The following is a 23,667-nucleotide window of genomic DNA, read 5'->3' as shown; positions in this document are numbered from 1 at the left end:
GGGAGAATCCCATGACCGCACTCAGCCAGGACGACAAGCAGCTATACGCCAAAGTTTTCTGGCGCACCGTGCCGTTTCTCTTCCTGTGTTACGTGCTCGCGTTTCTGGATCGGGTCAACGTCGGCTTCGCCAAACTGCAAATGGCCGAACAACTCCAGTTCAGCGATGCCGTATTCGGTCTCGGAGCAGGAATCTTCTTTCTCGGCTACTTCATTTTCGAGGTGCCCAGCAACATCATCCTGGAGCGGGTCGGCGCACGCATCTGGATCGCCCGCATCATGATTACCTGGGGCATCATCTCGGCCTGCACCATGTTCGTGGAGAGCGCCTGGGGTTTTTACCTGTTGCGGTTCCTGCTGGGCGTGGCCGAGGCGGGCTTTTTTCCGGGCATCATCCTGTACCTGACCTACTGGTTTCCGGCCGCCAACCGGGCCCGCATGACCGGGCTGTTCCTGACCGCCGTCGCCATTTCCAACGTTATCGGCGCACCGCTGTCCGGTGCCATCATGCAGTATCTGGATGGCTCCAACGGCTGGGCCGGCTGGCAATGGCTGTTCCTGGTGGAGGGTATTCCGTCCGCGCTGGTGGGATTACTGGTGCTGGCATTTCTCGCCAACGGCCCCCGGGACGCACGCTGGCTCACGGACAGCGAGCGGACGCGCATTCAGCAGATCCTCGAAGCCGACGCCCTGACCCGTCAGGGACCGGACGGGCGGCACCGGCTGCGAGACGCGTTCATCGACCGCCGCATCTGGCTGCTGTCCTTCATCTACTTCTGCATCATCGTGGGGTTCTACGCCATCAATTTCTGGATGCCCACCCTGATTTCCGAAATCGGCATCGACCCCCGGGACTACTTCCTGGTCGGACTGCTCAGCATGATTCCCTGGGGCGGGGCGGTGATCGCGATGGTGTTGTGGGGCATTCACTCCGACCGCACCCAGGAACGGCGCTGGCACACCACCATCGCCCTGGCCACCGCCACCACCGGGCTGACCGGACTCGCCTTCGCCGGCCACGATCCCTACCTCTCCATCATCTGTCTGACCCTGGTGACATCCGGCCTGCTCAGCGGCATCACGGTGTTCTGGTCGCTGCCGGTGCAATTTCTGTCCGGAACGGCCGCCGCGGCCGGCATCGCCTGGATCAACTCGGTGGGCAACCTGGGTGGCTACGTCGGCCCGGTGCTGATGGGCCGCATCCGAATGGTGTCGGAAGACGGCATGCTGGTATTCAGCGTGTTGGCCACCGTGGTGGCCCTGGGCGCGATCAGCGTTCCATTACTTCGACAGCGGGCCACCCCTTCGGCGGTGGTAACCGAATCGCAACCCTGACCGGAGAGGACCGCACCCGGCCTGGTACTGCCCGCGTTTGATTTGTGCATCTTGCTGGCCCTCTCTTTCGACGCAGGCCGCCAGCCCATGCGCGCGAACTCGCGGCCGGGCAGGCCAGAACGTCTACACGGCCCTGAACGGTCTCACGTCAGCTTGCGGATTCCGGCCTCGAGGCCGGCGACCGTCAGCGGAAACATCCGCTGCTCCATGATTTCGTCGATCAGCGCAATGGATGGCGTGTGCCGCCAGCGGTTCTCGGGTTCGGGGTTGAGCCAGATGGCCCTGGGGTAGGTTTCCAGCAGTCGCTGCAGCCAGGTCGCGCCGGGTTCCTCGTTGAAGTGCTCGACGCTACCGCCGGCGTAAGTGATCTCGTACGGGCTCATGGTCGCGTCGCCGACCAGGATGAGCTTGTAGTCGGCCGGGTATTTGTGCAGCACGTCCAGGGTCGGGGTTTTCTCGCTGTGACGCCGCCGGTTGTCTTTCCACAGCCCCTCGTAAACGCAGTTGTGAAAGTAGAAATACTCCAGATGCTTGAATTCGCCGCGCGCGGCGGAAAACAACTCCTCGCATACGCGCACGTGATCATCCATCGATCCGCCCACATCGAGCAGCAGCAGCACCTTGACCGCATTGTGTCGCTCCGGGCGCATGCGCAGATCCAGCCAGCCGGCATTGCGGGCAGTTGAGTCAATGGTGCCTGGCAGATCGAGTTCGTCGGCCGCACCCTCGCGTGCGAAGCGGCGCAGGCGGCGCAACGCCACTTTCAGATTACGGGTGCCCAGTTCCAGGCTGTCGTCGAGATTGCGGTACTCGCGCTTGTCCCAGACCTTGACCGCCGAACGCTGGCCGCCGCCGGGACCGATGCGCACGCCGGCCGGGTTATAGCCCCCCTGTCCGAAGGGAGACGTGCCACCGGTGCCAATCCACTTGTTGCCGCCCTCGTGCCGTTCTTTTTGCTCTTCAAGACGCTTCTTCAGGGTCTCCATCAGCTCGTCCCAGTCCATGGCCTCGAGCCGTGCCTTCTCCTCGTCGCTGAACAGACGGTCGAACTGCTGGCGCAGCCATTCTTCGGGGATTTCCGCGCCGGCCGTCCCGAAAGCCGCCTCGATGCCCTGGTAATAGGCCCCGAATATGCGATCGAAACGGTCGTACAGGCTTTCATCCTTGACGAGGCAGGTGCGGGCGAGAAAGTAGAACTCGTCCATGGAATAGCGGGCGAGCCCGGCACGCAGCGCGCCGAGCAGGGCAAGGTACTCGGTGACCGAGACCTTCAGTTCGCCTTCACGCAAGCTATAGAAAAAATCGACCAGCACCGGGATTCCAGATAGGCGATGGGGCTCAGCGGTTCTCGCGCTGGTGGAGAAAAGCCAGGCGCTCGAACAGGTGAATGTCCTGCTCGTTCTTCAGCAGGGCGCCGTGCAGCGGTGGCAGCAGTTTGCGACGATCATCGGTCTGCAGGGCTTCCGGAGGGATATCCTCGGCCACCAGCAGCTTGAGCCAGTCCAGCAGCTCCGAGGTCGAGGGTTTCTTTTTCAGGCCCGGCACCTCTCGCAGGCGGTAAAACGATTCCAGCGCCTCGGCCAGCAATGATTTCTTCAAACCGGGATAATGCACCGCCACGATATCGGCCATCGTGTCCTTGTCGGGAAAACGGATGTAGTGGAAGAAGCAGCGGCGCAGAAAGGCGTCGGGCAGTTCCTTCTCGTTGTTGGAGGTGATGACGATGATGGGCCGGTGCTTCGCCACGACGGTTTCGTGGGTTTCATACACGTAGAATTCCATCCGGTCGAGTTCACGCAACAGGTCGTTGGGGAACTCAATGTCCGCTTTGTCGATCTCATCGATCAGTAGTACCGGCTGTTCATCCTGGGTAAAGGCTTCCCAGAGCGGCCCGCGAACGATGTAATTGCGGATGTCATGCACCCGCTCGTCACCGAGCTGGGAGTCCCGCAGGCGAGCGACGGCGTCGTATTCGTACAGCCCTTGCTGGGCCTTGGTGGTCGATTTGACGTGCCACTGCAGGAATGGACGGTTCATGCTGCTGGCGATCTCCTCGGCCAGCTGCGTTTTACCGGTGCCCGGCTCACCCTTGATCAGGATGGGCCGGCCGAGGGTCACGGCGGCGTTGACGGCCGTTGCGAGATCATCGGTGGCAACGTAACGTTCGGTGCCGGTGAATCGACCGGCCGCGGCGGCATCGTTTGAGCCGCCTGAAGAATTGGAATTACCGGACACGCTGGTACCCTGTTGGCAAAACGCCAGTTTACCGGATCACGCCGCCTGAAGGCGTGCGGCGGTCTACTGGCAGGAGTGAAGAAACATGTTGAAAAAACCGATTTTGATTTTACTCGCCGCGCTTCTGTCCGGCTTCAGCACCCTTGCGGCCGCCGAAACGGTGATCGGCACCTGGTCGGGCGACCGCAGCCGGTCGACCCCGGAGTTCGAGGTGCGCGCGCCCTGGATTCTGGACTGGCGGGTGACCGGCGATCTGAGCCAGGTCGTGGCGGTCGATGTCTCGCTGATGAACGCCGCCACCGGGGCCCACGAGGGTTCGGTGCTGCAAACCAAGTCAGCAGGCAACGGCGTCCGCCTGTTCGACCAGTCCGGACGTTTCTATTTTCGGGTGGACTCGACCCTGATGGGCTGGACCCTGAAAGTGATCCAGCTCACTCGCGAGGAAGCCGAGGCGTACACACCGAAATCCAATCACCTGCTGGACCGGTAACCGCCAGGGAACAGACCCGAACCCGGCAGGGTCTTCAAACCTGCCCCCTGCAAGGCTTCCGGACAGGGGGTGTGCGGGTTCTTTGAGTCGCCTGGTAGCCGCCGAGTGGATTGTCGGACCCGGGGTCGCGGGTGCAGGGATGCACCCGCGAGGCATGACCGAGCATGGATGCGAGTCAGGCCGACCCCGGCAGCCGGCGATCCGCGAGGGGACCCGAAGGGCGGCGGACCCGGCGGCTCAAAGAACCCGCACACCCCCTGGCCTCCTGCCATGCCAAATCCATGGCCTTCCGATTTAAAGGGAAAAGTATTTCGACCTACCGGACAGCCATGGCCTTTAAGAGCACCAGGAATACGTCTCTCAGGGGTTGCCGGGCTCCAGGCGGATCAACTCGATCGTGAACTGCATCGCCGCATTCGCGGGCACCACGCCTTCGATGGCGCGTTCTCCCCAGGCCATTCCCGGCGGTACCAGCAGCAGGCGGCGTCCGCCTGGCCGCATGCCGAGAACGCCTTCGTTCCAGGCCGGCATCACGCCATCCGTGCCGATCACGAAGGACACCGGCTCGCCTCGCTGGCGGCGCGAATTGTAGACTTCACGGCCACGGGCCCCGCGGTCATCGAGCCAGCCCGTGAAATGGATGGTCGCGATCATGCCTTCGGCGGCCACTTCGCCGCTGCCGGACTGCAGATCCTTGATTCTCATGCCGCCTGCCCCACCACGGAACGTGTCGGCCGACAAGCTGGGCGCGAGCAGCAGGCAGGCGACGATCAGCCATTGCAGGAGCCTGAACGAGCGGCGGGAATCATTCACTCTGTTCTGAATCATCGCCTCGCCTCCCGCTACGGTGTGCATGCCGCGTCGCCCTGACCCCAGGACGAGCGACACCAGTGTTCGTGACCCAGCAATGCCTGGCCTGCCTCGCTGGGGTGGAAGCAATCCCCGCCGTTGACATGAGCGGAACCGAACCGAACGTCGAAAATGTCCACGAATTCCGCGTTGGCCAACTGCCCGTTGGACTGATATTCCGCCAGCACGCCGCTGAGGATCGGGTTGTAGGTATCACGAATCTCAGCGTGGAATGCCTTGCGCCGCTGGCAATTGGCGCCGTCGCCGGGAAAAACCGTGTCCGGATCCTGCCGGGAGGCGGAGCTGGCGCAGTCGTCTGCGGCGTTGTCCAGCAGATTCTGGCAAGGAACGAACGGCCACGCGAAGGCGCGGCACCAGAAGTCGCCGCGCTTGGCCTCCCACAGCCAGTAGATGGCGGGTATGCCGGCGATATGCAGGTTGACCGTGTCGGGGAAATCCGCTCCGGCCAGTACGTCGAGCCCGGCCCGATACTGGGTCTCGAACACGGCCGGGTCGGTCATTTCCGCCATGGAATCGGCACACACGTCGTTGTTCCCCAGCAAGACCGTGACCATGCCAGCCGCGCCATCCGGAATGGACTGCGCGGCGGTGGCGACCGACTGAGCCTGGCTGGCGAAATCGGCCATCACCGAACCGCTGATGGCCTGGTTGAACGCGCCGTCGCGGCTGGAATTGTTCTCGTAGTAGCCGATGGGGTCGCGTGATTCGAAGCGTTCGTTCAAGGCGTTCACGGCATCACCGCCATCGTAACCGGTGGACCAGACGGTCTCGTGATTCGGGTCGCCGATGGTGCCGTTGGCCGCTTCTCCTTCACCGATGGAATCACCGATGTTGAACTGGTTCAGCGGCACCGGATCGGTCATCGGCTCGATCACGCAGAAACCATCGCAGCCGTCACCCGGATCGAGATTACCGTCATCGCACTCCTCGGAGTACTCGAGCACCCCGTTGCCGCAGACCGGTACGGGGTCGCAGGCGTTGGCGCCGCACTGGGAGGTGGAACAGGTATCCAGGCCGCAGCAGAACCGGTTCCGGGGATTCCCGCTCGTGCGGCCGGGGCAATCGGAGCAGCCGTTGCAATCCTCGCCCTCGTTGCAGATACCGTCGTTATTGCACGCCACCGGCGGACAGACGCCGCAATCGGTGGAACAACTGCTGCAACTCTCGGTGTCACCGCAAATGCCGTCCCCGCACACGTCCCCGGGATCGGTGGCGCAGTCGGCGGGGCAGCTCGCGACGGTCTCGCCGCCCTTGCAGCGGCCATCTCCGCAAAACGGCTTCCCCGCCCATGCATCGTCTGGCAGGCCCATGAGCGCAAGCGCCAACAGCACGGCGCCCGCCGCCAGGGTCATTCGAAATGCGGCTGAAATGTTCAAGCGGCCTCCCCCCGTTTGATCGGTGCTCACATCCAACATAGACGTCAGGGAAGCCCCCTGCAAGTGCATCAGCGGGCTCACGAGCGGGAAACCCGACTTGATGGTAGGCTCCCGGCCGAACATCCATGCACGCGACAAGAGTTGATCGCAGGAGGACCCCCATCACCCCATCACAGACTGCCAGGCAGAACGGCCCCGCGACGCCGGATGAACCCCTGCGGGTTTCCACCGGCGGTACCTGGATCTTCGGCTACGGGTCGTTGATCTGGCGGACCGGCTTTCCGTATGCCGAGAGCCGGCCGGCCCGCATCAACGGCTGGTCGCGGCGCTTCTGGCAGGGTTCGACCGATCACCGCGGCGTGCCCGGCGCGCCGGGACGGGTGGTGACCCTGATCGAATCGGCGAACGTCGAATGCCGCGGACGGGCCTACCGCCTGGAGCGGCGAATCGAGGAAGAGGTTCTGGCGCAGCTCGATCACCGCGAGAAAGGCGGCTACGAACGGGTGCGCCTGCCGTTGTACTTCGACGATGGCAGCGCCGTGGAAGGCCTGATGTATCACGCCACGCCCGCCAATCCCAATTATCTGGGCGATGCCCCGCTCGAGGAGATTGCCGGCCAGGTGCTCACTTCACACGGACCCAGCGGCCCCAACCTCGAATACCTGCTGCGCCTCCACGACGCCCTGCGGGAGCTGGACGCGCATGATCCGCATGTGGAGGCCCTGACGGACGCCGTGCTCCGGATGCAATCCGAACCCTGAATTCTCCTGTCAGCAGGGCGGGACCGCCACTCGCGGCGACCCGGGCGCGCTGTTCTCAGCGAATGCCCGGATAATGGGGCTGGTAATAGGTCGGCTGCAGCCGGGTGTACTGGCCGTGCAGGAATTCCACGAGGTCGGTCAGCTCGGTCACCGTCATCGAGTCACCGAAATACGGCATGGCCGTCATCTGCACGTCCTTGCCCGCCCGGTTAAGCAGATTCTGGTACTTCGGAGAAATGATGTGGTCCGGGTAGACCACGGCCGTCAGCAACTCACCGTAGCCCTTGACGCGCAGAACCTCGCCGCCCAGCTCAACAACAAAAGGCGGCTCGAAGTCACGTTCCGGCAACTCGACGTCCGGGATGGAATGGCAGCGGTAGCAGTTGTAGTCGATGAACACCTGCCGGCCCCGGTCGGCATCCCCCGGCGGCAGCACGAAGCCCCGGACCGGTGCTTCCCGTTCGCAACCCGCCAGTAACAGCGATAACAGAAGGGCTGCGATATGACCGCTGCGGCGTGTGTTCATGGCATACCTCCCCATCATTTGGCTCAGTGACCAGTATGAACCTGGTTCCCCGGGCGACTGCTGCTCTGGATCAGTTCGGATTGCGTTCGCGTTCGCGCTCGAGCCGGCTGCGCGGCGGGGTGTTCTTGCCCTGATACTGTCGCGACAGCAGACGACTGTACTCAACGTGCAGGAATTCCACGACGTCGATCAATTCGGCGACGGTCATGGTTTGCGTGAAATCGGGCATCTCAACCGGTTCCGCATCCGGCTGCGCGGCAGTTTGCGCGGCGACGTACTTGGGCGAAACGACATGGTCCGGATAGATCACCGACGTCAGCAGGTCGCCGTAATTTCGCACGCGGTGCATGCGCACACCCAGGGGCATGACGGTTTCCGTGACCGGAGAAGCGCCCGGCAGATCGACGTCCGGAATGGTGTGACAGTCGGTGCAACCGTGCTGCAGGAAAACCAGCCGCCCCTGTTCCGGGTCACCCTCCGGCGGAACAAACACCTCGACCGGCTGCTCCTGGTTGCATGCCGTAAGCATCAGGGCACACAACGCCAGAGTCAAAACGCACCGAACTTCATTAAGCATCATCAAATTCCTCCCGATCTAATTTCATTACCCAATTATGGCAGCCGGACGCGATTGCGGCCATGAGCCGGGTCAAACCGGTCCACGAATGTCGGCCCGAACCTTCGGGAGCGAGAGTGGCCGGGTGAACGCCGGTCGCGTTTGCTATTCTTGGCGCTCGCTGACAAGGAACCTGAACATGCGCCTTTTTTCCGGACTCTTGACCGTGCGCCGTGCCGGTGTGATGCTGGCCGCCGCCATGACCGTTACACTATTCGATCCGAACACGGCCGTCGCCGACGCCACCACCAAACCCGTGCTGCACGGCCGTCACTGGGTGGCCGTCACCGGCAAACCGTTGGCGGCCACCGCCGGCGCCATGACCTTCCAGCGCGGGGGCAACGCCGTCGACGCCGCCTGCGCCATGCTGGCTGCCACGTCCACGATGTGGGATGTGCTGAGCTGGGGCGGTGAAACCCAGGCGCTGATCTACAACCCGAATACCGGCGAGGTCAAGGGTATCAATGCCCTGGGCGTGGCGCCAACCGGCGCGACCCCGGAATTTTTCCGCGAGCAGGACATGGTCTATCCGCCCGAATTCGGGCCGCTGGCCGCGGTCACGCCGGGCACCCCGGGTGGATTGATGGTAATGCTGGCCGAGTACGGCAAGCTGAGCCTGGCCGAGGTGCTGGCGCCGGCCATGCAGATGGCCGAGGGTTATCCCATCGAGGAAAGCCAGGCCGACTACATCGAGAGCCGCCGCGACATCCTCTCGCAGTGGCCGGATTCCAAACGCGTCTTTCTGCCGCACCTGGATGAAGACGACCCGGACAAACGCGCTGCGCCGCGCGGCGGCGAGATTTTCCGCCAGCACGATCTGCTGGCCACCCTGCAGAAACTGGTCGACACCGAGGCCGAAGCCCTGGCGGCCGGCAAGAGCCGCAAGGCAGCCATCATGGCCGCCTACGACCGTTTCTACCTGGGCGACATCGCCGAGGAAATCGTGCGGGCCAACCGCGAGGCGGGCGGACTGTTCACGTTGGAAGACCTGGACAACTGGCAGGTGCACATCGAGGAACCGGTCACCACCAACTACAAGGGCATCGACGTCTACAAACTGACCACGTGGGTGCAGGGCCCCGTGCTGCTGCAGGCGCTGAACATGCTGGAGAACATCGACGTGAAGTCGATGGGCTACAACACCGCGCGCTACATCCATACCCTGTACCAGGTGATGAACCACGCCTTCGCCGACCGCGATTTTTACTACGGCGACCCGTACTTCCCGCCGGCGGAGCCGGTCGAGGGCCTGCTGTCGAAGGCCTATGCGAAACAGCGCCTGCAGGCGCTCAATCCCGACCGCAACGATCCGAATGTGAAACCCGGTGACCCGTATCCGTTCCAGGGCGACGAGAATCCGTTCGAAGAACTGCTGGAAAAATGGACCCCCATACCTCCCAGTGCCGAAGCAGAGGGCACGGAAGGCTTTCAGCAGGCCGGACTGATGACCCACGATGAAGGGTTCCGCGCCGGCACCACCTCGATCCAGGCCGCCGACGCGGAAGGCTGGGTGGTATCGGTCACGCCCAGTGGCGGCTGGATTCCCGCCTTCATCGCCGGCAGCACCGGCGTCGGTCTGAGTCAGCGCATGCAGAGCTTCGTGCTGGACGAGTCATTGAACCCGTTCAACGTGGTCGCACCCGGCAAACGCCCGCGCGCCACGCTGACGCCGAGCATGGCGCTGAAGGACGGCAAACCCATGCTGGCGTTCTCGGTGCAGGGTGGCGACACCCAGGACCAGAACCTGCTGCAGTTTTTCCTCAACATGGTCGAGTTCGACATGAACGTGCAGCAGGCCGCCGAAGCCCACAACGTCACGAGTTTCCAGATGCAGAGCTCGTTCGGGGCGCACGACTCACAGCCGGGACGCCTCCAGGTCACCCCGAAGGTGACCGAATGGGTGCGCGAGAAGCTCACCGATCGCGGCTACGAGGTTGAAATCATCGACCGCACCTACAGCCCGATCACCGCGATCTGGTTCGACCGCGTACACGGCACGATGTGGGGCGCTGCCAGCGATTACGGCGACGATTACGGGGTGGCCTGGTAACCCGCCTGCGGTCAGGCGGAGCGGTCGGGTCGGGCGGAGACGATCAGCCCTGGCTGACCGCTCCGCCCCTTCATTCAGCCTCACGGCAGGGTCGAGTCGATGCACATGAGTTGCGGGTTTTCGTCGTGCGGCACGTGGATGTTGCCCATCTCGGTCGCAAGCGATGTGTTGGCGCAGACATCCGTGGCCGTAATGTCGAGATCGTAACGCCGGCCTTCGAATATACCGCCCTGCCGTTCGGAGCGGGCGCAGAAGCCCTGTGAGTCGCCATCGAGCACGCAGTCGTCCACAGTATTGCCGTCGCGCTTGCCGTTGTCCGGCTGATCCGACGTGCAGGCCGCGAATTCCCAGGTGGGGTTGGCGTCGCAGTTGTCCGTAACGGCCGGCATGAACTGGGCGGCATCGAAACAGACGTAATTGTGCTCGGGCGGCCACATGCAGAACAGATCGTCATCGGTCTGCACGATCTGCGGCGGCGTCGCGTCGATGACTTCGACTTCGGCGCTGGTCCCCTGACTGACGGTATCCACGACGTTGCCGGAGCAGTCCTGCGCGCTGGCGTCGATCACAACCTCGGCCGGACAACTGGTGACATCGGAAACGTCCACATGACCGGTCACCTCCACGTCCCGGGGGCCGTTGGCGACGACGGAGTCGATCACCACGCTGCCCAGGGTCAGGTTGTTGGTCGGATTGGCCGCCGACACGTCCAGGGCCAGATTGTCGGTATCCAGGCAGCAATTGTCATGAATCGATACCGTGAACTCGACCGTCGCCATGCAGCCGTCGTCCACCTCCACCGGCTGCTGCGCATTGGTGATGACGGCCGCGATGGTCTGCGGATCGCTGCTGACTTCGAGGGTGTAGTCCTCGTCCTTGTCCTGGCTGAGCTCGACGTTGGTCGCCATCAGGTAGTAGGCGCCGGCGTCCAGGTTCAGGCACACCGCTTCGGTGGCGCCGGGGCTGGTGCCCTGTCCGGTCTCGTTCAGCACCCGCAGATCTTCGGTCAGTGCATAGATGTCCAGATTCTCGCCGGGATCCGCCCCGGTGAGCGCGATGCGGATTTCATCCGGCGCGCCCAGGTCGAAGCGGAAGACGTCTTCGATGCCGTCGCCGCGGACGGCGAGATCCCCCACGTCCTGGTTTTCGATTACGCCTGTTACCGTGGTCGGCAGGGTGAGCGTGTTGTGGCCGGGCAGGGTATCGTTGGGTTCCGCCTCGTTGACGGCACCGGCGGCCAGCGGTGCGTTGGAAGCCAGCGGAGTCACCGGCGCCCAGACTTCCAGGGTGGTGAAGCTGTGCAGGCTGACGTCGAGCTGGCGGCGCACGGTCGGGTCGGGCCCGAACGCGAACGCGGCATTGGTGTAATAGGACGGCAGGCTGTAGTTGCCGCCGGCCCAGAACGCGGCCATCACATCGGTTGAATAATGCAGGTGGGGCGCCGTCGAATTGCCGGAGTTGCCCACCAGGCCGACGACATCACCCTGCAGGACCACGTCACCGCAGCTGAGGTGATCGTTGGTGCCCGGGATGATATGCGCCGCCATCGACACTTCGCCGTTGGCGTGCTGAATGAACACCGAGTTGCCGACGACGGGCACTTCGTTGCCGTCGCAGTTCGATGTGCCGCCGCAGGCCACCACCCGGCAGTCACCGGATGTGACACCCGGAAGTTTTTCGGGAGGGTTCGGGTTTTCCGGGTAGCCCTGGGTCAGCGCCACCACAACGCCATCGGCCATGGCGAGTATCGGTTCCTGGTAGACGTAGTAATTGCCGTTGGCCGAGCAGTCGAGGTTCTCGCTGCACGCATCGCCATCGCGCACGCCACCATCGCAGGCATCATCGACGCAACTGGACGCGACCCTGAAGCTGCCGCCGATGTTGGACAACACGTCGTAGGCATGGCGCTGGTTGTTCACGCCGCGATGGTGCGAGAAGAATTCGTGCGCCTCGTTGTTCTCCAGCACTTCTCCGACGGTGTCGGGAGCCGGCATCGGATAAATGTAGGTCTGCCCCGGCGGCACCCGGTATTCGGTCAGCGTTTGACGCACGATGACCTCGTCGCAGCCGCCAACATCATCGAATTCATCGAAACAGATGCGAACTTCCGCCTCGGCCGGCACCAGGTTGTGTCCCACGATTTCCTCGGGCACACGCAAGGTGAAGTTGGCGTGGTCCGGCACGTAGCCGGGTGACGGACGCGCGTCGCAGGTCGGATCCACATTGCCGCATGAGTCCTCGTCGCTGCCACCGGGGTCGGAGCAGCTGACCGTCGAATCGGCGGCACAGATGCCGAGACCGCCCAGCGAGGTGCCGTCCTCGAAATCCGTATCGGAAAACGGGAACGGGCCAGCCACCGAATTGCCGTCGGCATCGTACATTTCCACCTCGCCGGACAGGAAATTCAGCGGGCCGGACGCACAATCCGTGGTGACCGCGCAGGCGGCTCCGTCGTCGCCGCCGCCAACGCAGGTGTTGGTGTTGGAAGAACACACACCGCGAATGATGCGGATCTGGAACGGCGTGGAGTTCTCCAGCGCGTAGTGGTTCATCAGCGCGTCGGGTTCCGGGCCGTGTCCGCGAACCTCCAGATCACCCGGTTCGGTGATCACGGACCCGGCGCCCGCCGGGCCGCAGAGGGCCAGAAGCAGCACTGCAATCAGGAACGGGGAATGAGAAATCGTGCGGAATGAAGTAATCATCAGCGACCTCCGTGTGCTTGCCTGCCGTCAGCCGGGGCCGCCGGGAAATCGCCGTCTGTGTGCTTGCTGCGGCCGTCCGGCAATCAAGCGGTGTCGCGGTCCCGTGCAGGACACACACGCCGGACCGCGTGATTCAATACACCGGTAAGTATAGGAGTGCCGGGGAATTTTTCAGGGTGTCACGGTTTGCGTGACCCCGTGAACACCCGGGTCAGCCCGGGGCTTGAAGGTCCTTCGCGTCTTCCGGATGCCGCTCGAACATGCGCGCCACGTACGGGCAACTGGGAATGACCTTGCGGTCGTGGGACCGTGCAAATTCGGTCATCGCCCGATACAGCTGATGGGCAATTCCCTGGCCGCGCAACGCAGGGTCGGTCCAGGTGTGATCGACGTCCATCACATCGGGGCGGGGCCGGCGGTACGTCAATTCAGCCTTCTCGCCGAGCCCGAAGCGCCCGTCGCTCTCGGTTTCGTGGTGCGTGATGGCGGTTTGGGATTGGGGGTCGTTCTGGCTCATGCGAGTCACTCCAGTTCAATGATCAGCGGATTACGTTTGCCGGTAGCCGGCCGGAATACCTGCGTGTCGGCGTAGAAACCGCCGTCCTGCTCCGGACGGGGCCACCAGCCCGGTATACCCATCAGCGGCAGCGGCTGCAATTCGGCGGTGCTGTTCAAACACAGGCCCGACCGGATGCGAGCAGCCAGTTCGCGGTCCACTCGCTGGCGCAATTCCGCGCGCGCAAACCTGCCGGGCGCCGGTTCGATTCGCAGGCAGATGGCATGCGCGGTTATCGCTTTGTACGGATCGAGAAACTTCTCCAGCACCGCATGACCGACCACGAAGACGGCGATATCGTTCCGCCACCGGTCGCGATGATCGACAAACAGTGTGCGCCAGTCGTGACGCGCCATGATCCCGCTCACGTCGGCCCGGTGCGTGACGACCAGGGCGCCGGATTCGTCCAGCAAGGTGAGGGCATCGCGTACGGGCCCGCGCCTGCCGGCGTCGCCCGGCGACATTCCGGCAATGATTTCGGCCCGATGCCGCGCATTGAGGGCTGCCTTGACGGCGGGGAACCGCGACCATACCAGCGCATTGAAAACATCATGCCAGCTATTCCGGCGCGTGCTGACCTCTCCGGTCTCAAAGATATGTCGCTCGTAGTCGGTATTCGGCAGGCGATCGGCATCGACGAAGCGTATCGGTTGGCCTCCGCCGCTGACGGTTCCCGTCGGCAGGCAGGCGTTGAGGTCTTCCGGGGCGGGGAGCACGGCCCTTCCGTCCGGCGGACCGCGCCGCAGGGCGTCCCGGTAGTCCGCCCAGTACGGTTCGTCGAATCCGGCGTACCGGTCAGGCACGGTCCGGCTCGAGGCTGAACCGCCGGGTGTCGATCGTCCCACCCTCCGGACCGTACTGACGCTCCACGAATTCCAACCGTCCTTCGTGGTCGATCAACACCACGCTCGAAGAACGGGTTCCGTATTCGGGAGAGCGGATGAACAGCAGTCGGCTCAACCGCTCGGGATCGAGCCGCGGATCGAAACCCGGTGGTTCCTCGCCGGCGATGGGGCGGTCATGCGCCAGCAGTTCCAGCAGTGCATCCGGATCGATACGTTCCGCTTCCAGCGCGGCGGAAAGCCGCTCGCGACCGCGTCGGACCTTGGGCCAGTCCGTATCGATGAGGTGATTGCTCAGGGCGTGAACCCCGGCGCTCACCGCCACCGGCGCCGGCGCGCGGTTCGACACGCAGACCAGTTCGTCGGCGTCCCCCAGCAGCAGGCTGAAACCGCCATAGGCCTGGCCCGATGCTGCCACGCGATCGGCGCACGCGGACGGCGCTGCCCGTGCGATCAGGACATCACGCACCAGGTGGCCACGCGACCGGGCCGGCGGCGGCTCGGGCTGCCGCGGCTCGCGGTAATTGGTGATCGCCGCGAAGCGCCCGGACCCGGTGACGCCCAGCCAGGTGCCGCCGGCCTGCAGGTCGCGGCCGGCCAGCAGGCCGGGATGGTCGTCCCAGAATTGGGCGGCGGCGGTCGGCCGCGCGTGAAACTCGTCGCGATTGGCCGCGAGCACCAGACGATAACGGGGGTGGGTTCGCCAGGCGAACAGAATCAGGCACATGGCGTTTCAGTGTCGTCCCGGACGGGTCAGCCTGCCGGCGTCAATCGCCGATGCGCACGAAGACCATCGGCTCCTGCCAACTCAGCAGGCCGGATCCGGGGTCGTTGATCCAGGCGAGCTGTTCCGGCGTCAGGGGCTCGAGGCGAACGTCATCGTCGTCCTTGATCACGCCCGGCACCCGGTCATCGCGCACGGCGGTCCGAAACGCCTCGGGGCTCGGCCACCACATCAGCACCGTACGGCCGTCATTGCTCAGCCGCGCCCACAGGTACTCCGGAACCGTGACCTCCGCTTCCTCACCGTCCGGGGCCGGCGCAGACTGATTGGGTTCGGTCATGTTGATGAACAGCCAGTCGCCGGTGCGCCGCACCTGCCCCTCGTATCGTTCCATCCGCGCGCCGGCGTCTCCGCGTTCCAGCCACGCGGCTTCGAGCAGGCCGGTTTCGGCTTCGAGTACCGTGGTCATCAGCACGAATTCGCCGCTGGTCCAGCTGCCCTGCCACTGTTCAATCTGCAACGGCTCCACCGTCTCGCCAACGGGCTCGGTGACGAACACCGACGAACAGCCCGAAAGCAGCACCGCGAAAACCACGCCTGCGAACAACCTGTTCATGGATCACCTCCTGTTTGTCAGGAATACCCAGCGTACGTCAATTCCAACCGGAGCGGGTCCGTTTTCAAGGCTGCTTGTGGATCACCCCGGCCTTCATGACGAAACGAACGTCCTGCAGCCGGGTGATGTCGTCCACCGGATCACCCTCCACCGCGATCAGGTCGGCCAGCAGGCCCGGCTCGATGCGGCCCCGATCGTCCAGGCCCAGCGCTCGGGCCGAGTCCGCGGTGGCACTGCGGATGGCCGCGGCGGGTTCCATGCCCAGGCCAACCCGGGCCTCCAGTTCGCGGGCGTTCTCTCCGTGCGGATAAACGCCGGCATCGGTGCCGAAGGCGATGTTCAGCCCCATGTCCAGGGCGCGCTGAAAACTCTCGTAGGAAAGCGGGCTGACGTACTCGGCCTTCTCGCGCAGCGCGGGCGGCAGCGCGTTCATGTCGATGGCGGTCGTCAGATGGATGTTCGGGGTCACCCACGTGCCGTTGCGGCGGATGATCTTCGCCGCTTCCTCGGTCATCAGGCTGTTGTGCTCGATGAAGTCGATGCCCGCCTCGGACGCGGCGATGATGCCCTCGGTGCCGTGCGCGTGCGCGGCAATCTTGACCCCGTGGCGATGGGCTTCCTCGGCGGCGGCCTTGAGTTCCTCGAATGAGTACTGCTGCGCGCCGACCGGACCCTCGAAAGACAGAACACCCGCCGTGGCGCAGACCTTGATGGATTGGGCCCCGTGCTTGATCTGGTAACGCACGGCCTTGACCACCTCGTCGACGCCATCGGCCAATCCAGTGCGGTAATCGCGCTCACCCACGCCCGGAGCGAAACCCGTGGTGTCGCAATGCCCACCCGTGGTGCTCAGGGCGTGCCCGGACGGGATGATGTGCGGACCGATGATCTCGCCGCGCTCGATGGCCCGCAGGGTCGCCACATCCGTGAACGGCGGAACCGCGCCCAGCTCGCGAATCGTGGTGAACCCGGCCAACAGGGTAATGCGCGCGTTCTTCGCGCTGCGTATGGCGTATTCGCCGGGCAGCCATCGCACCGCCTCAGTGGTCCAGCCGGGAATGATTTCCAGCGACAGATGGGTGTGCACATCGATCATGCCCGGCAACAGGGTCAGCTCCCCCAGGTCGACAACTTCCGCGTCCGGCGGCAATTCGTCGGGATTGACCGCGATAATCCGCTCGCCTTCGATGACGATTCGTGCCGGACGCTCGATCTCTCCGCTGACGACATCCATCCACGCAGCGGCTTCGATTACCCGGGCTTCGCCCGCCGCCCACGCGCTGAAGGGAACCAGGGACAGGCAGAGTATCCACGCCAGGCGGCGAATTGATGAGTGCATGATCAGAATCCTCGTCGGTCGCTTTCGGGAAGCGCCCATTCTAGCGCCGTGCGGGACCTGCCGCCGCTTCCGGGCCGGCGGCGCACCCATCCCGCCCAAAAAGGCCCGCTCTAGTCGTTCGGTGCACCCCGCCCGGCAAAGTACCGGGCCAGTGCAGCCGCCTCGTCATCGGCCAGTGTGCTGGCGACGCTGCACATGTTGTCGGGGCCGGAGTGAGAACCGGATTCATCGGGCTGAACGGTGGGGCAGTGCCGCTCGTAGAAATAGAAAGCTTCGAGCGACGCGATGATGCGCTCGGCCGGCGTTCCGGCCAGGCTGGGAACCTCTTCACGGCTCGATACGCCACCCGGACCGTGGCAAGCCTCGCAACGCTCGATCAGGGCCGGCAGATCGAGAGGCGGCTGCAGTTCGTCCGGGGCCTGATCCGCCCCGCAGGCCTGGGTGACCGACAAAACGGCCAGGCAAGTCACGATCAACGCGGGAATTCTGATCAGGTTCATGTCTGCCTCCAGTGGGCGCATCCGTCCGGACCGCCAGTCACAATACGACGCGTCGAGGAACTGGATGATGATGCACGTCATCGAATCATTGACTCCCCGGCCGGGCATCCATCGATACCCGTTCGCGCCCGGACCGGCCGGCCGGCGGCTTCGCTTCCGGACAATGCGCAATGCAGCGAGAATCAAGACCGGGCCGGGGTGCCGGCGTAGGGTTTGAAGCATCGCCACCCGGCGCCCATTTCCGCGAGGCTTCGCAATCATGGCCGTATCCTTTCACGTCGGTATTCTGCCCAACCGCCCCCTGGACGAGTTCACGGACTGGATCGCCCGCGCCGACGAACTCGGCTTCGGCGGCGTCTGGGTGGCCGACTCCCAATCCATATTTCGCGATGCCTACATGGCCCTGGCGCTGTTCGCCAAGCGCACACGCTCGATGGAACTGGCCACCGGGGTCACCAACATCATCACCCGTCATCCGGCCGTGCTGGCACACAGTTTCGCCACCCTGGACGAGCTGTCCGGCGGCCGCGCGGTTCTCGGCATCGGAGTCGGCGAGAGCGCCATCCACACCATCGGTCAGCGACCTTCGAAGCTGGCCCGGCTCGAAGAGGTGATTGGCGTGGTGCGTTCACTGCTGCGGGCAGAGCCCGTGGAATTCGATGGTCAGACGCTGGAGGTGAGCTGGCCGCCGCGGAACGTCCCCGTGGTCATGGCCTGCACCGGCCCGAAATCCCTGCAACTGGCCGGGCGCATCGCCGACGGCGTGCTGTTCCAGGTCGGCGCCGACCCGGCGCTGGTCCGGTACGCACGCAAGAACATCGGTATCGGCGCGGAGCAGGCCGGACGCGATCCTTCGGACATCAAGCTCTACCAGCGCCTGGCCTGCGGCGTCGCGGAGGACCGCGAAGCGGTGCGCACCGAGGTGCGCGGCTACGCCTCGGTCGCTGCCGGTACGATTTACTCGGCCGTGCCACGGGACGACATTCCCGACGACCTGTACGCCGATCTCAAACGCATGAAGGAACGCTACGACTACCAGCGCCACGGCGACATGAACGCCGAACACGCGGGCCTGATCACCGACCGCATCCTGGACGCGGTGGCCATCGCCGGCACCCCCGAAGAAGCCGTACCCCGTTTCCGCGAACTGATGGATCTGGGAGTGGAGAACTTCGTGCTGCCGATCGCCACGAAACACCCGGACCAGATCATCAATCTGCTGGCCGAACGCGTGCTGCCGGACCTTCAGGATCCCGCATGAGCGACGTGACCCTCGGTTTCAAGGCTTTCGACCCGCATGAACTGCTGGTTCACTTCATGGCCGTCGAAGCCGGGTTGTACCGGCGCGAAAATCTCAATATCACCCTCACCGACATCACCTTCGTGGCGGATACCGAGCTGCCGCCCGACGTGTTCCAGGCCAGTTGCGGCGCCGCCCTGACCAGCGCGATCCGGGGGCTGCCCCAGCGGGTGCTGTTCGTCGCCGTCGACCGCCCCATGTTCTGGATCTGGACGCAGGAGCCAGTATCGGCCCTGGCCGGGTTCAGAGGCCGGCGCCTTGCGACCTTTCCCGTTCAGGCACCCCCGTACAACCTGGCCCGGGTCATCCTCGGGCAGGCCGGCGTGAACGCCGACAGCGACGTGCAGCTGCTGCCCGCCCGCGACGACGTGGCGCGCATCGGCCTGCTGCGAAGCGGCAGCGCGGATGGCGCCGTGCTCAGTTCCGCGGTCCCACCGGCACGGCTCACGGCACTGGGGCTGCACCAGACCTGCTTTTTCGGAGACCATCTGCGACTGCCCACCACCGGGCTCGGAGTCGACCGGTCCATGCTGGAGCGCGATCCCGGGCTGGTATCGGCCTTAACGAATGTGCATCGCGAAAGCCTCCACCTGATCCACGCAGAACCCGACCGCACGGCGGCGATCCTGTCCGGGTGGTTCGGCGTGGAAACCGAACATGCATCCATCACGGCCGAACTCTACGCCTCGGCGTTCACCCGCGATGGCCGCACCACGGCGGAGATCGCGGAACAGGCCATCGCCGCGATTGGTGGCGCACTGAACGTGACTGCCCCCCCGGACTGGCGAACCGTCTACCCGTTCGACTGAGTCGTCTGCGCTGCCGTTTCACCCCGCACTCGGCCACCGGATATTGACCGCGGGCACGGGTCGGGACATGCTGGGTAAACTGAATTCACAGATCACGGGAGACGCCAATGAGTCCGCGAATTATCGTTCTGTCCCTGGTCTGCTGTGCCACCACAGCCAGCGGCTTCGACAGCCCCGAAGCCCTGCAGAACGCCTTCATGGAAGCCCTGCGGGCCGGTGACGCCGACGGCATCGCCGCCTGCTACACCGATGATGCCACGAACTTCACCCCCGATCGGATGATCGGTTACGGACCCGACTCCGCACGCCAGTCCTGGGGCGGTTTCTTCGAACAGTACCAGGTCATGTCGGCGACGCTGTCCGAACAGCACATGGTCCAGTCCGGCGATCTGGCCGCGGCCTGGGGCCTGTTCACAATCAATGCGCAGCCGCGCGCGGGCGGTGAACCCATCGTCATGAAGGGACGCTACATGGATGTGGCCCGAAACTTCGAGGGCCAATGGCTGTACCTCGCGGACCACGCCTCGGTACCGCTGCCACCACAGGAATGATGACCGATAAAGACGCCGACACGGAACAGAAAAGTGGCCGAAGATGATATGAGTTCGCAATCGGGGCGGGGGCGGGACGATTCACCGGCCGAAGACAATGCCGCACATCTCGATGATTTGATCGGCAAGATCTATCATGATCTGCGTCAGATCGCCCACCTGCATCGCCGGGGTGCCTATGGGAATCTGACGCTGCAGACGACCGCCCTGGTACACGAAGCCTACCTGAGAATGGCGGGAACTGACTCGGAACTCTCACTGCAGGACCGGCAGCACCTCAAGGCCCTCACTTCACGCATTATTCGCCACATCATAGTCGACTATGCGCGCCGCGCCGGAGCCGCGAAACGGGATGCCGCCAATGCACCGCACGAACGGATCGAGGATTCACTCATCGAGCCTATGCTGGATGTCGGTGTGCTCGATCTCGATGTCGCCCTTCACCGACTCTCCGGACGTTCGCCACGTCTGGAAAAAATCGTCGAGTGCCGGTTTTTTGGAGGCATGAACGTGCAGGAAACAGCCGATGCCCTGGGATTGTCCCCGCGCACCGTTGAACGCGACTGGCGAAAGGCCAAGGCGTACCTGCTGCGTTTTCTCCAGGAGGACAAGTCCAAAATGAACGCGTAAGGAATCATGCTCAGCCATAAACACTTCGAATACATCGACGAACTGTTCGACCAGGCGATCGAGCAGGACGAAACGGCCCAGGAACGGTTCATCGACTCCCTGGCGGGCGAGAATCCCGAACTCGCCCACGAACTCCGCGAACTGATTGCACAGTTCCGCTCCTCCGACACGTTCCTTTCCCTTTCCGCCTGGCACTCCCGCGACAGGCTGTTGGCAGCGGCGCTCGATCTCGAAGACGGAGTCATGGCCGTAGCGACCGATCGGTCAAACCAGGTACTCGGTTCGTTCAGGTTGGATCGGGAAATCGCGCGTGGATACCGGGCTGTGGTCTATAAAGCGCGCCGGATCGACACGGAATGGGAGCAGGTGGCCGCGATCAAGGTGCTGCAGCGCGGGGTCGACTCCGACGACGTGCTTCGGCGCTTTCTCGCCGAACGTCAGATTCTGACGCTGCTTGATCATCCACACATCGCCACGCTGATGGACGGCGGAAGGACCGAAGACGGACTGCCGTACTTCGTCATGGAGTACATCGAAGGACGGCCGGTGACGGATTACTGCGCCGAGCGCAACCTGCCGCTCAAAACGCGGCTCGAACTTTGCCGCCAAATCTGTTCCGCGGTCGCGTTCGCGCATCGGCACCTCGTGGTTCACCGCGACCTGAAGCCGTCCAATATCCTGGTGACGGACGCGGGGCAAGTGAAATTGCTGGACTTCGGCATCGCGAAATTGCTGGGCTCCGATGTCGACCCCGCCATTGCAGCACAAACCGTCGATGTGGTTCGGCCCATGACGCCCCGCTACGCCAGCCCCGAACAGGTGGCCGGTGAGGCGATCACCTCGGCGACCGACGTGTACCAACTCGGACTGCTGTTCACCGAGATTCTGACCGGCGTTTCGAACGCCCGCGATGCACTGGGCCTCTCCGGAGGTCCAGACAGGCACCAGGCGCCTCCGCGGACACCGAGCCGAGCCATGCTGCAGGTCGACGGTGCCTCACCTTTTCGTCCACGCGAATTGAGAGGCGACCTCGACTGGATATTGCTCAAGGCGCTGGAGCCTCGCCCCGAAGACCGCTACGCCTCAGCTGCGGAACTCGACGCCGATCTCGAGAACTACCTGAGTTCACGGGCCGTCAACGCCCGCCAGGCCACCGCCCCCTATCTGCTGCGAAAATTCGCCCGCAGGCGTCCGGTGTTGTCCGCCGCGCTGGGCCTCTCACTGGCCGGCGGCCTGGTCTTCATTCTGGTATTGGCGCACTTCAACCGCCAACTGGAAGCAGAGCGCCAGTCCGCGCTCGATGCGGCTGCCAGGGCGGCGGAAGTCAGAGACTTGCTGGTGGGTTTCATTCGGTCACCGGATCCCTGGTCCGGCAGCGGCGCCGATGCCCGGGTCAGCGACATCCTGCAGCACTCGGAAGCCACCATCGAAACGCAGCTCGAGGGCCGCCCTGAGCTTCAGGTCGTGCTTTACGGCGCGTTGGCTGACGTCTACCAGAACCTCGCCGCACACGAACGCTCGGTCGCCCTGCGCGAGAAAACGCTCGCCCTGCATCGGACGCTGGGTACGGCGAATTCGTTCGCGAGCTTGCAGGCTCAACGCAAACGGGCACAGTCGCAAATGGTGGTCGGTGAAACCCGGACCGCCGTTGCAACGCTTGAACGGCTATTGGCACGCATCGCTCAAGCCTTTCCGGATCAGTTGAGGGAAGCTGCCCTGATCGATATTGAAATCGGCCGCTACCACAATACCTATGGTCGAGCTCAAGATGCCTTGCCCCACGGGCGTCGGGCCGTCGAAACGCTCGAGACCGAAGTCGAGGATCCCAGCTTGCTGGCTCAGGCGACGACGGTGTACGGGAACAGCCTCGGGTTGCTGGGCCAGGTTGAGGAAGCGTACAACGCCTACGCCAGGGCCCATGAAATCAACCATAAGAATCGCGGCGAGCAGGACGTCGCCACCCTGATCAGTCGGGCACGGATTGCGGCAAACCTCAGCAATCAGGGGCGTTACGCGGAAAGCATCGCCATCTACGACGAAATTCTGCCCCCACTGGAGTCACGCCTGGGCCCGCTGCACGAGGAAGTGCTGGCCGTCATGAACAACGTGGCCTACAGCCATTCGCTGGCTGGAAACCGGGAGAACGCCATCTGGCTGCACCGCGGAGTGCTGGAGCGGCGGCGGGAGAAGTTTGGTGACACACATCGCCAGGTCGCCGACTCGCTGCAGAATATCGGTTCGCAGCTGGTTCACACGGGCCGTTACGACCAAGCCATCGCACCACTCGAAGAAGCCGGACGAATCTATGCACTGGTGAACGCACCCGGTCACTCGAGAACAGCCTATCCTCATGTTTCTCTGGCCATCGCGTATGCTGGAATCGGAGCGGATGCCCTGCAGGAGCAGCACGCCCGCAAGGCGCTCACCCTGCTCCAGGGGCAGGTGTCAGACGATCACCCGGCCCTGCTCCGCGCACGCTGCCTGCTTGGCGACAGCCTGGTTCGTAACGGAGAACGGGAACAGGGCATCTCGCTGCTGGAGCGGGCCGTCGATGGCCTGACCGGCAAAGTCGGCATTTCAGGAGAGCACCTGGAAGCCTGTCGGGAGGCCCTGACCCAGGCGCGGCAAAGCTGATCCTGGCACGCTACCGCGCCGCTAATGGCGGCATTTTCCCGGTTTTTTCGTTCTTTTCAGTGAGAGGTGCAATTCCTCTACACCCTGTCACTGAATAATCCGGATACTCATGCAGCCTTCGCGCAACGCCACATTGCGGGCACAGCAAGCCAGCCTTTCATCGACTCATCCTCCGCGCTACCGGTGCAGACAACGCCTTGCCCGTA

General features: G+C 64.0%; 22 protein-coding genes. 9 read left to right on the top strand and 13 right to left on the bottom strand.

Annotated elements, in window-relative coordinates:
• The first annotated feature begins 11 nt into the window (after positions 1–11).
• Entirely contained in the window at positions 12–1,334 is a 1,323-nt protein-coding gene (locus tag V3330_RS10580) for an MFS transporter (protein ID WP_354695390.1), read from the top strand.
• Positions 1,335–1,477: 143 nt separating this feature from the next.
• Here V3330_RS10580 and V3330_RS10575 read toward each other — a convergent pair whose 3' ends face one another.
• Both V3330_RS10575 and V3330_RS10570 read right to left on the bottom strand, forming a co-directional pair.
• Entirely contained in the window at positions 1,478–2,647 is a 1,170-nt protein-coding gene (locus V3330_RS10575; RefSeq protein ID WP_354695389.1) for a vWA domain-containing protein, read from the bottom strand.
• Between the two features lie 25 nt (positions 2,648–2,672).
• Positions 2,673–3,569 (bottom strand): AAA family ATPase, encoded by an 897-nt coding sequence (locus V3330_RS10570; protein ID WP_354695388.1) that lies wholly within the window; start codon positions 3,567–3,569, stop codon positions 2,673–2,675.
• 85 nt (positions 3,570–3,654) lie between these two features.
• Between V3330_RS10570 and V3330_RS10565 the strand changes: the two genes are divergently transcribed.
• On the top strand, positions 3,655–4,059 hold the full coding sequence (locus tag V3330_RS10565; protein WP_354695387.1) for a hypothetical protein: 405 nt from the start codon (positions 3,655–3,657) through the stop codon (positions 4,057–4,059).
• 360 nt (positions 4,060–4,419) lie between these two features.
• On the opposite strand, the gene V3330_RS10560 is transcribed toward V3330_RS10565, so the two are convergent.
• Positions 4,420–4,887 (bottom strand): FKBP-type peptidyl-prolyl cis-trans isomerase, encoded by a 468-nt coding sequence (locus V3330_RS10560; protein WP_354695386.1) that lies wholly within the window; start codon positions 4,885–4,887, stop codon positions 4,420–4,422.
• A 14-nt stretch (positions 4,888–4,901) separates the two neighbouring features.
• Complete coding sequence (locus V3330_RS10555) at positions 4,902–6,305, bottom strand: SGNH/GDSL hydrolase family protein (RefSeq protein WP_354695385.1); 1,404 nt, start codon at positions 6,303–6,305, stop codon at positions 4,902–4,904.
• Between the two features lie 125 nt (positions 6,306–6,430).
• Between V3330_RS10555 and V3330_RS10550 the strand changes: the two genes are divergently transcribed.
• Positions 6,431–7,066 carry a gamma-glutamylcyclotransferase gene (locus V3330_RS10550; protein WP_354695384.1) on the top strand — a complete coding sequence of 212 codons (636 nt, stop codon included), beginning with the start codon at positions 6,431–6,433 and terminating at the stop codon, positions 7,064–7,066.
• A 55-nt stretch (positions 7,067–7,121) separates the two neighbouring features.
• Here the strand turns inward: V3330_RS10550 and V3330_RS10545 are convergent, their stop codons facing one another.
• Both V3330_RS10545 and V3330_RS10540 read right to left on the bottom strand, forming a co-directional pair.
• On the bottom strand, positions 7,122–7,592 hold the full coding sequence (locus V3330_RS10545) for a cytochrome c family protein (RefSeq protein ID WP_354695383.1): 471 nt from the start codon (positions 7,590–7,592) through the stop codon (positions 7,122–7,124).
• A 70-nt stretch (positions 7,593–7,662) separates the two neighbouring features.
• Entirely contained in the window at positions 7,663–8,169 is a 507-nt protein-coding gene (locus V3330_RS10540) for a hypothetical protein (protein ID WP_354695382.1), read from the bottom strand.
• A gap of 178 nt (positions 8,170–8,347) precedes the next feature.
• Here V3330_RS10540 and V3330_RS10535 point away from each other — a divergent pair, with 178 nt between their 5' ends.
• Positions 8,348–10,258 carry a gamma-glutamyltransferase family protein gene (locus V3330_RS10535; protein WP_354695381.1) on the top strand — a complete coding sequence of 637 codons (1,911 nt, stop codon included), beginning with the start codon at positions 8,348–8,350 and terminating at the stop codon, positions 10,256–10,258.
• Positions 10,259–10,338: 80 nt separating this feature from the next.
• On the opposite strand, the gene V3330_RS10530 is transcribed toward V3330_RS10535, so the two are convergent.
• From V3330_RS10530 to V3330_RS10500, 7 genes are all read right to left on the bottom strand, one after another.
• Positions 10,339–12,960, bottom strand: a complete 2,622-nt coding sequence (locus V3330_RS10530) for a M23 family metallopeptidase (RefSeq protein ID WP_354695380.1) — start codon at positions 12,958–12,960, stop codon at positions 10,339–10,341.
• A 211-nt stretch (positions 12,961–13,171) separates the two neighbouring features.
• Entirely contained in the window at positions 13,172–13,477 is a 306-nt protein-coding gene (locus tag V3330_RS10525; RefSeq protein WP_354695379.1) for a GNAT family N-acetyltransferase, read from the bottom strand.
• A gap of 5 nt (positions 13,478–13,482) precedes the next feature.
• Positions 13,483–14,319 carry a DUF3025 domain-containing protein gene (locus V3330_RS10520; protein WP_354695378.1) on the bottom strand — a complete coding sequence of 279 codons (837 nt, stop codon included), beginning with the start codon at positions 14,317–14,319 and terminating at the stop codon, positions 13,483–13,485.
• Positions 14,312–15,085, bottom strand: a complete 774-nt coding sequence (locus V3330_RS10515; RefSeq protein ID WP_354695377.1) for an NRDE family protein — start codon at positions 15,083–15,085, stop codon at positions 14,312–14,314. Before V3330_RS10515 ends, V3330_RS10520 begins: the two co-directional genes overlap by 8 nt.
• Positions 15,086–15,125: 40 nt before the next feature.
• A complete protein-coding gene (locus V3330_RS10510; protein ID WP_354695376.1) occupies positions 15,126–15,698 on the bottom strand; it encodes a hypothetical protein in 573 nt (190 codons plus the stop codon).
• Between the two features lie 64 nt (positions 15,699–15,762).
• Positions 15,763–17,037, bottom strand: coding sequence for a metal-dependent hydrolase family protein (locus V3330_RS10505; RefSeq protein ID WP_354695375.1), 1,275 nt, complete (start codon positions 17,035–17,037; stop codon positions 15,763–15,765).
• 110 nt (positions 17,038–17,147) lie between these two features.
• Positions 17,148–17,618 carry a c-type cytochrome gene (locus V3330_RS10500; protein WP_354695374.1) on the bottom strand — a complete coding sequence of 157 codons (471 nt, stop codon included), beginning with the start codon at positions 17,616–17,618 and terminating at the stop codon, positions 17,148–17,150.
• A 178-nt stretch (positions 17,619–17,796) separates the two neighbouring features.
• On the opposite strand from V3330_RS10500, the gene V3330_RS10495 reads away from it, so the two are divergent.
• The 5 genes from V3330_RS10495 (at position 17,797) to V3330_RS10475 (ending at position 23,461) form a co-directional block, all read left to right on the top strand.
• Positions 17,797–18,798, top strand: coding sequence for an LLM class flavin-dependent oxidoreductase (locus tag V3330_RS10495; RefSeq protein WP_354695373.1), 1,002 nt, complete (start codon positions 17,797–17,799; stop codon positions 18,796–18,798).
• Positions 18,795–19,646 carry an ABC transporter substrate-binding protein gene (locus V3330_RS10490; protein ID WP_354695372.1) on the top strand — a complete coding sequence of 284 codons (852 nt, stop codon included), beginning with the start codon at positions 18,795–18,797 and terminating at the stop codon, positions 19,644–19,646. The genes V3330_RS10495 and V3330_RS10490 overlap by 4 nt, the downstream gene beginning before the upstream one ends.
• A gap of 107 nt (positions 19,647–19,753) precedes the next feature.
• On the top strand, positions 19,754–20,197 hold the full coding sequence (locus V3330_RS10485) for a YybH family protein (protein WP_354695371.1): 444 nt from the start codon (positions 19,754–19,756) through the stop codon (positions 20,195–20,197).
• 33 nt (positions 20,198–20,230) lie between these two features.
• Positions 20,231–20,827, top strand: a complete 597-nt coding sequence (locus tag V3330_RS10480; protein WP_354695370.1) for an ECF-type sigma factor — start codon at positions 20,231–20,233, stop codon at positions 20,825–20,827.
• A 6-nt stretch (positions 20,828–20,833) separates the two neighbouring features.
• Entirely contained in the window at positions 20,834–23,461 is a 2,628-nt protein-coding gene (locus tag V3330_RS10475) for a protein kinase domain-containing protein (protein ID WP_354695369.1), read from the top strand.
• The last annotated feature ends 206 nt before the right edge of the window (positions 23,462–23,667 follow it).

Source organism: Elongatibacter sediminis, from assembly GCF_037892215.1.
Classification (GTDB): domain Bacteria; phylum Pseudomonadota; class Gammaproteobacteria; order Xanthomonadales; family SZUA-36; genus Elongatibacter; species Elongatibacter sediminis.
Note: the sequence above shows the minus strand (reverse complement) of the source record. Positions and strands in the feature narration are given on the sequence as shown.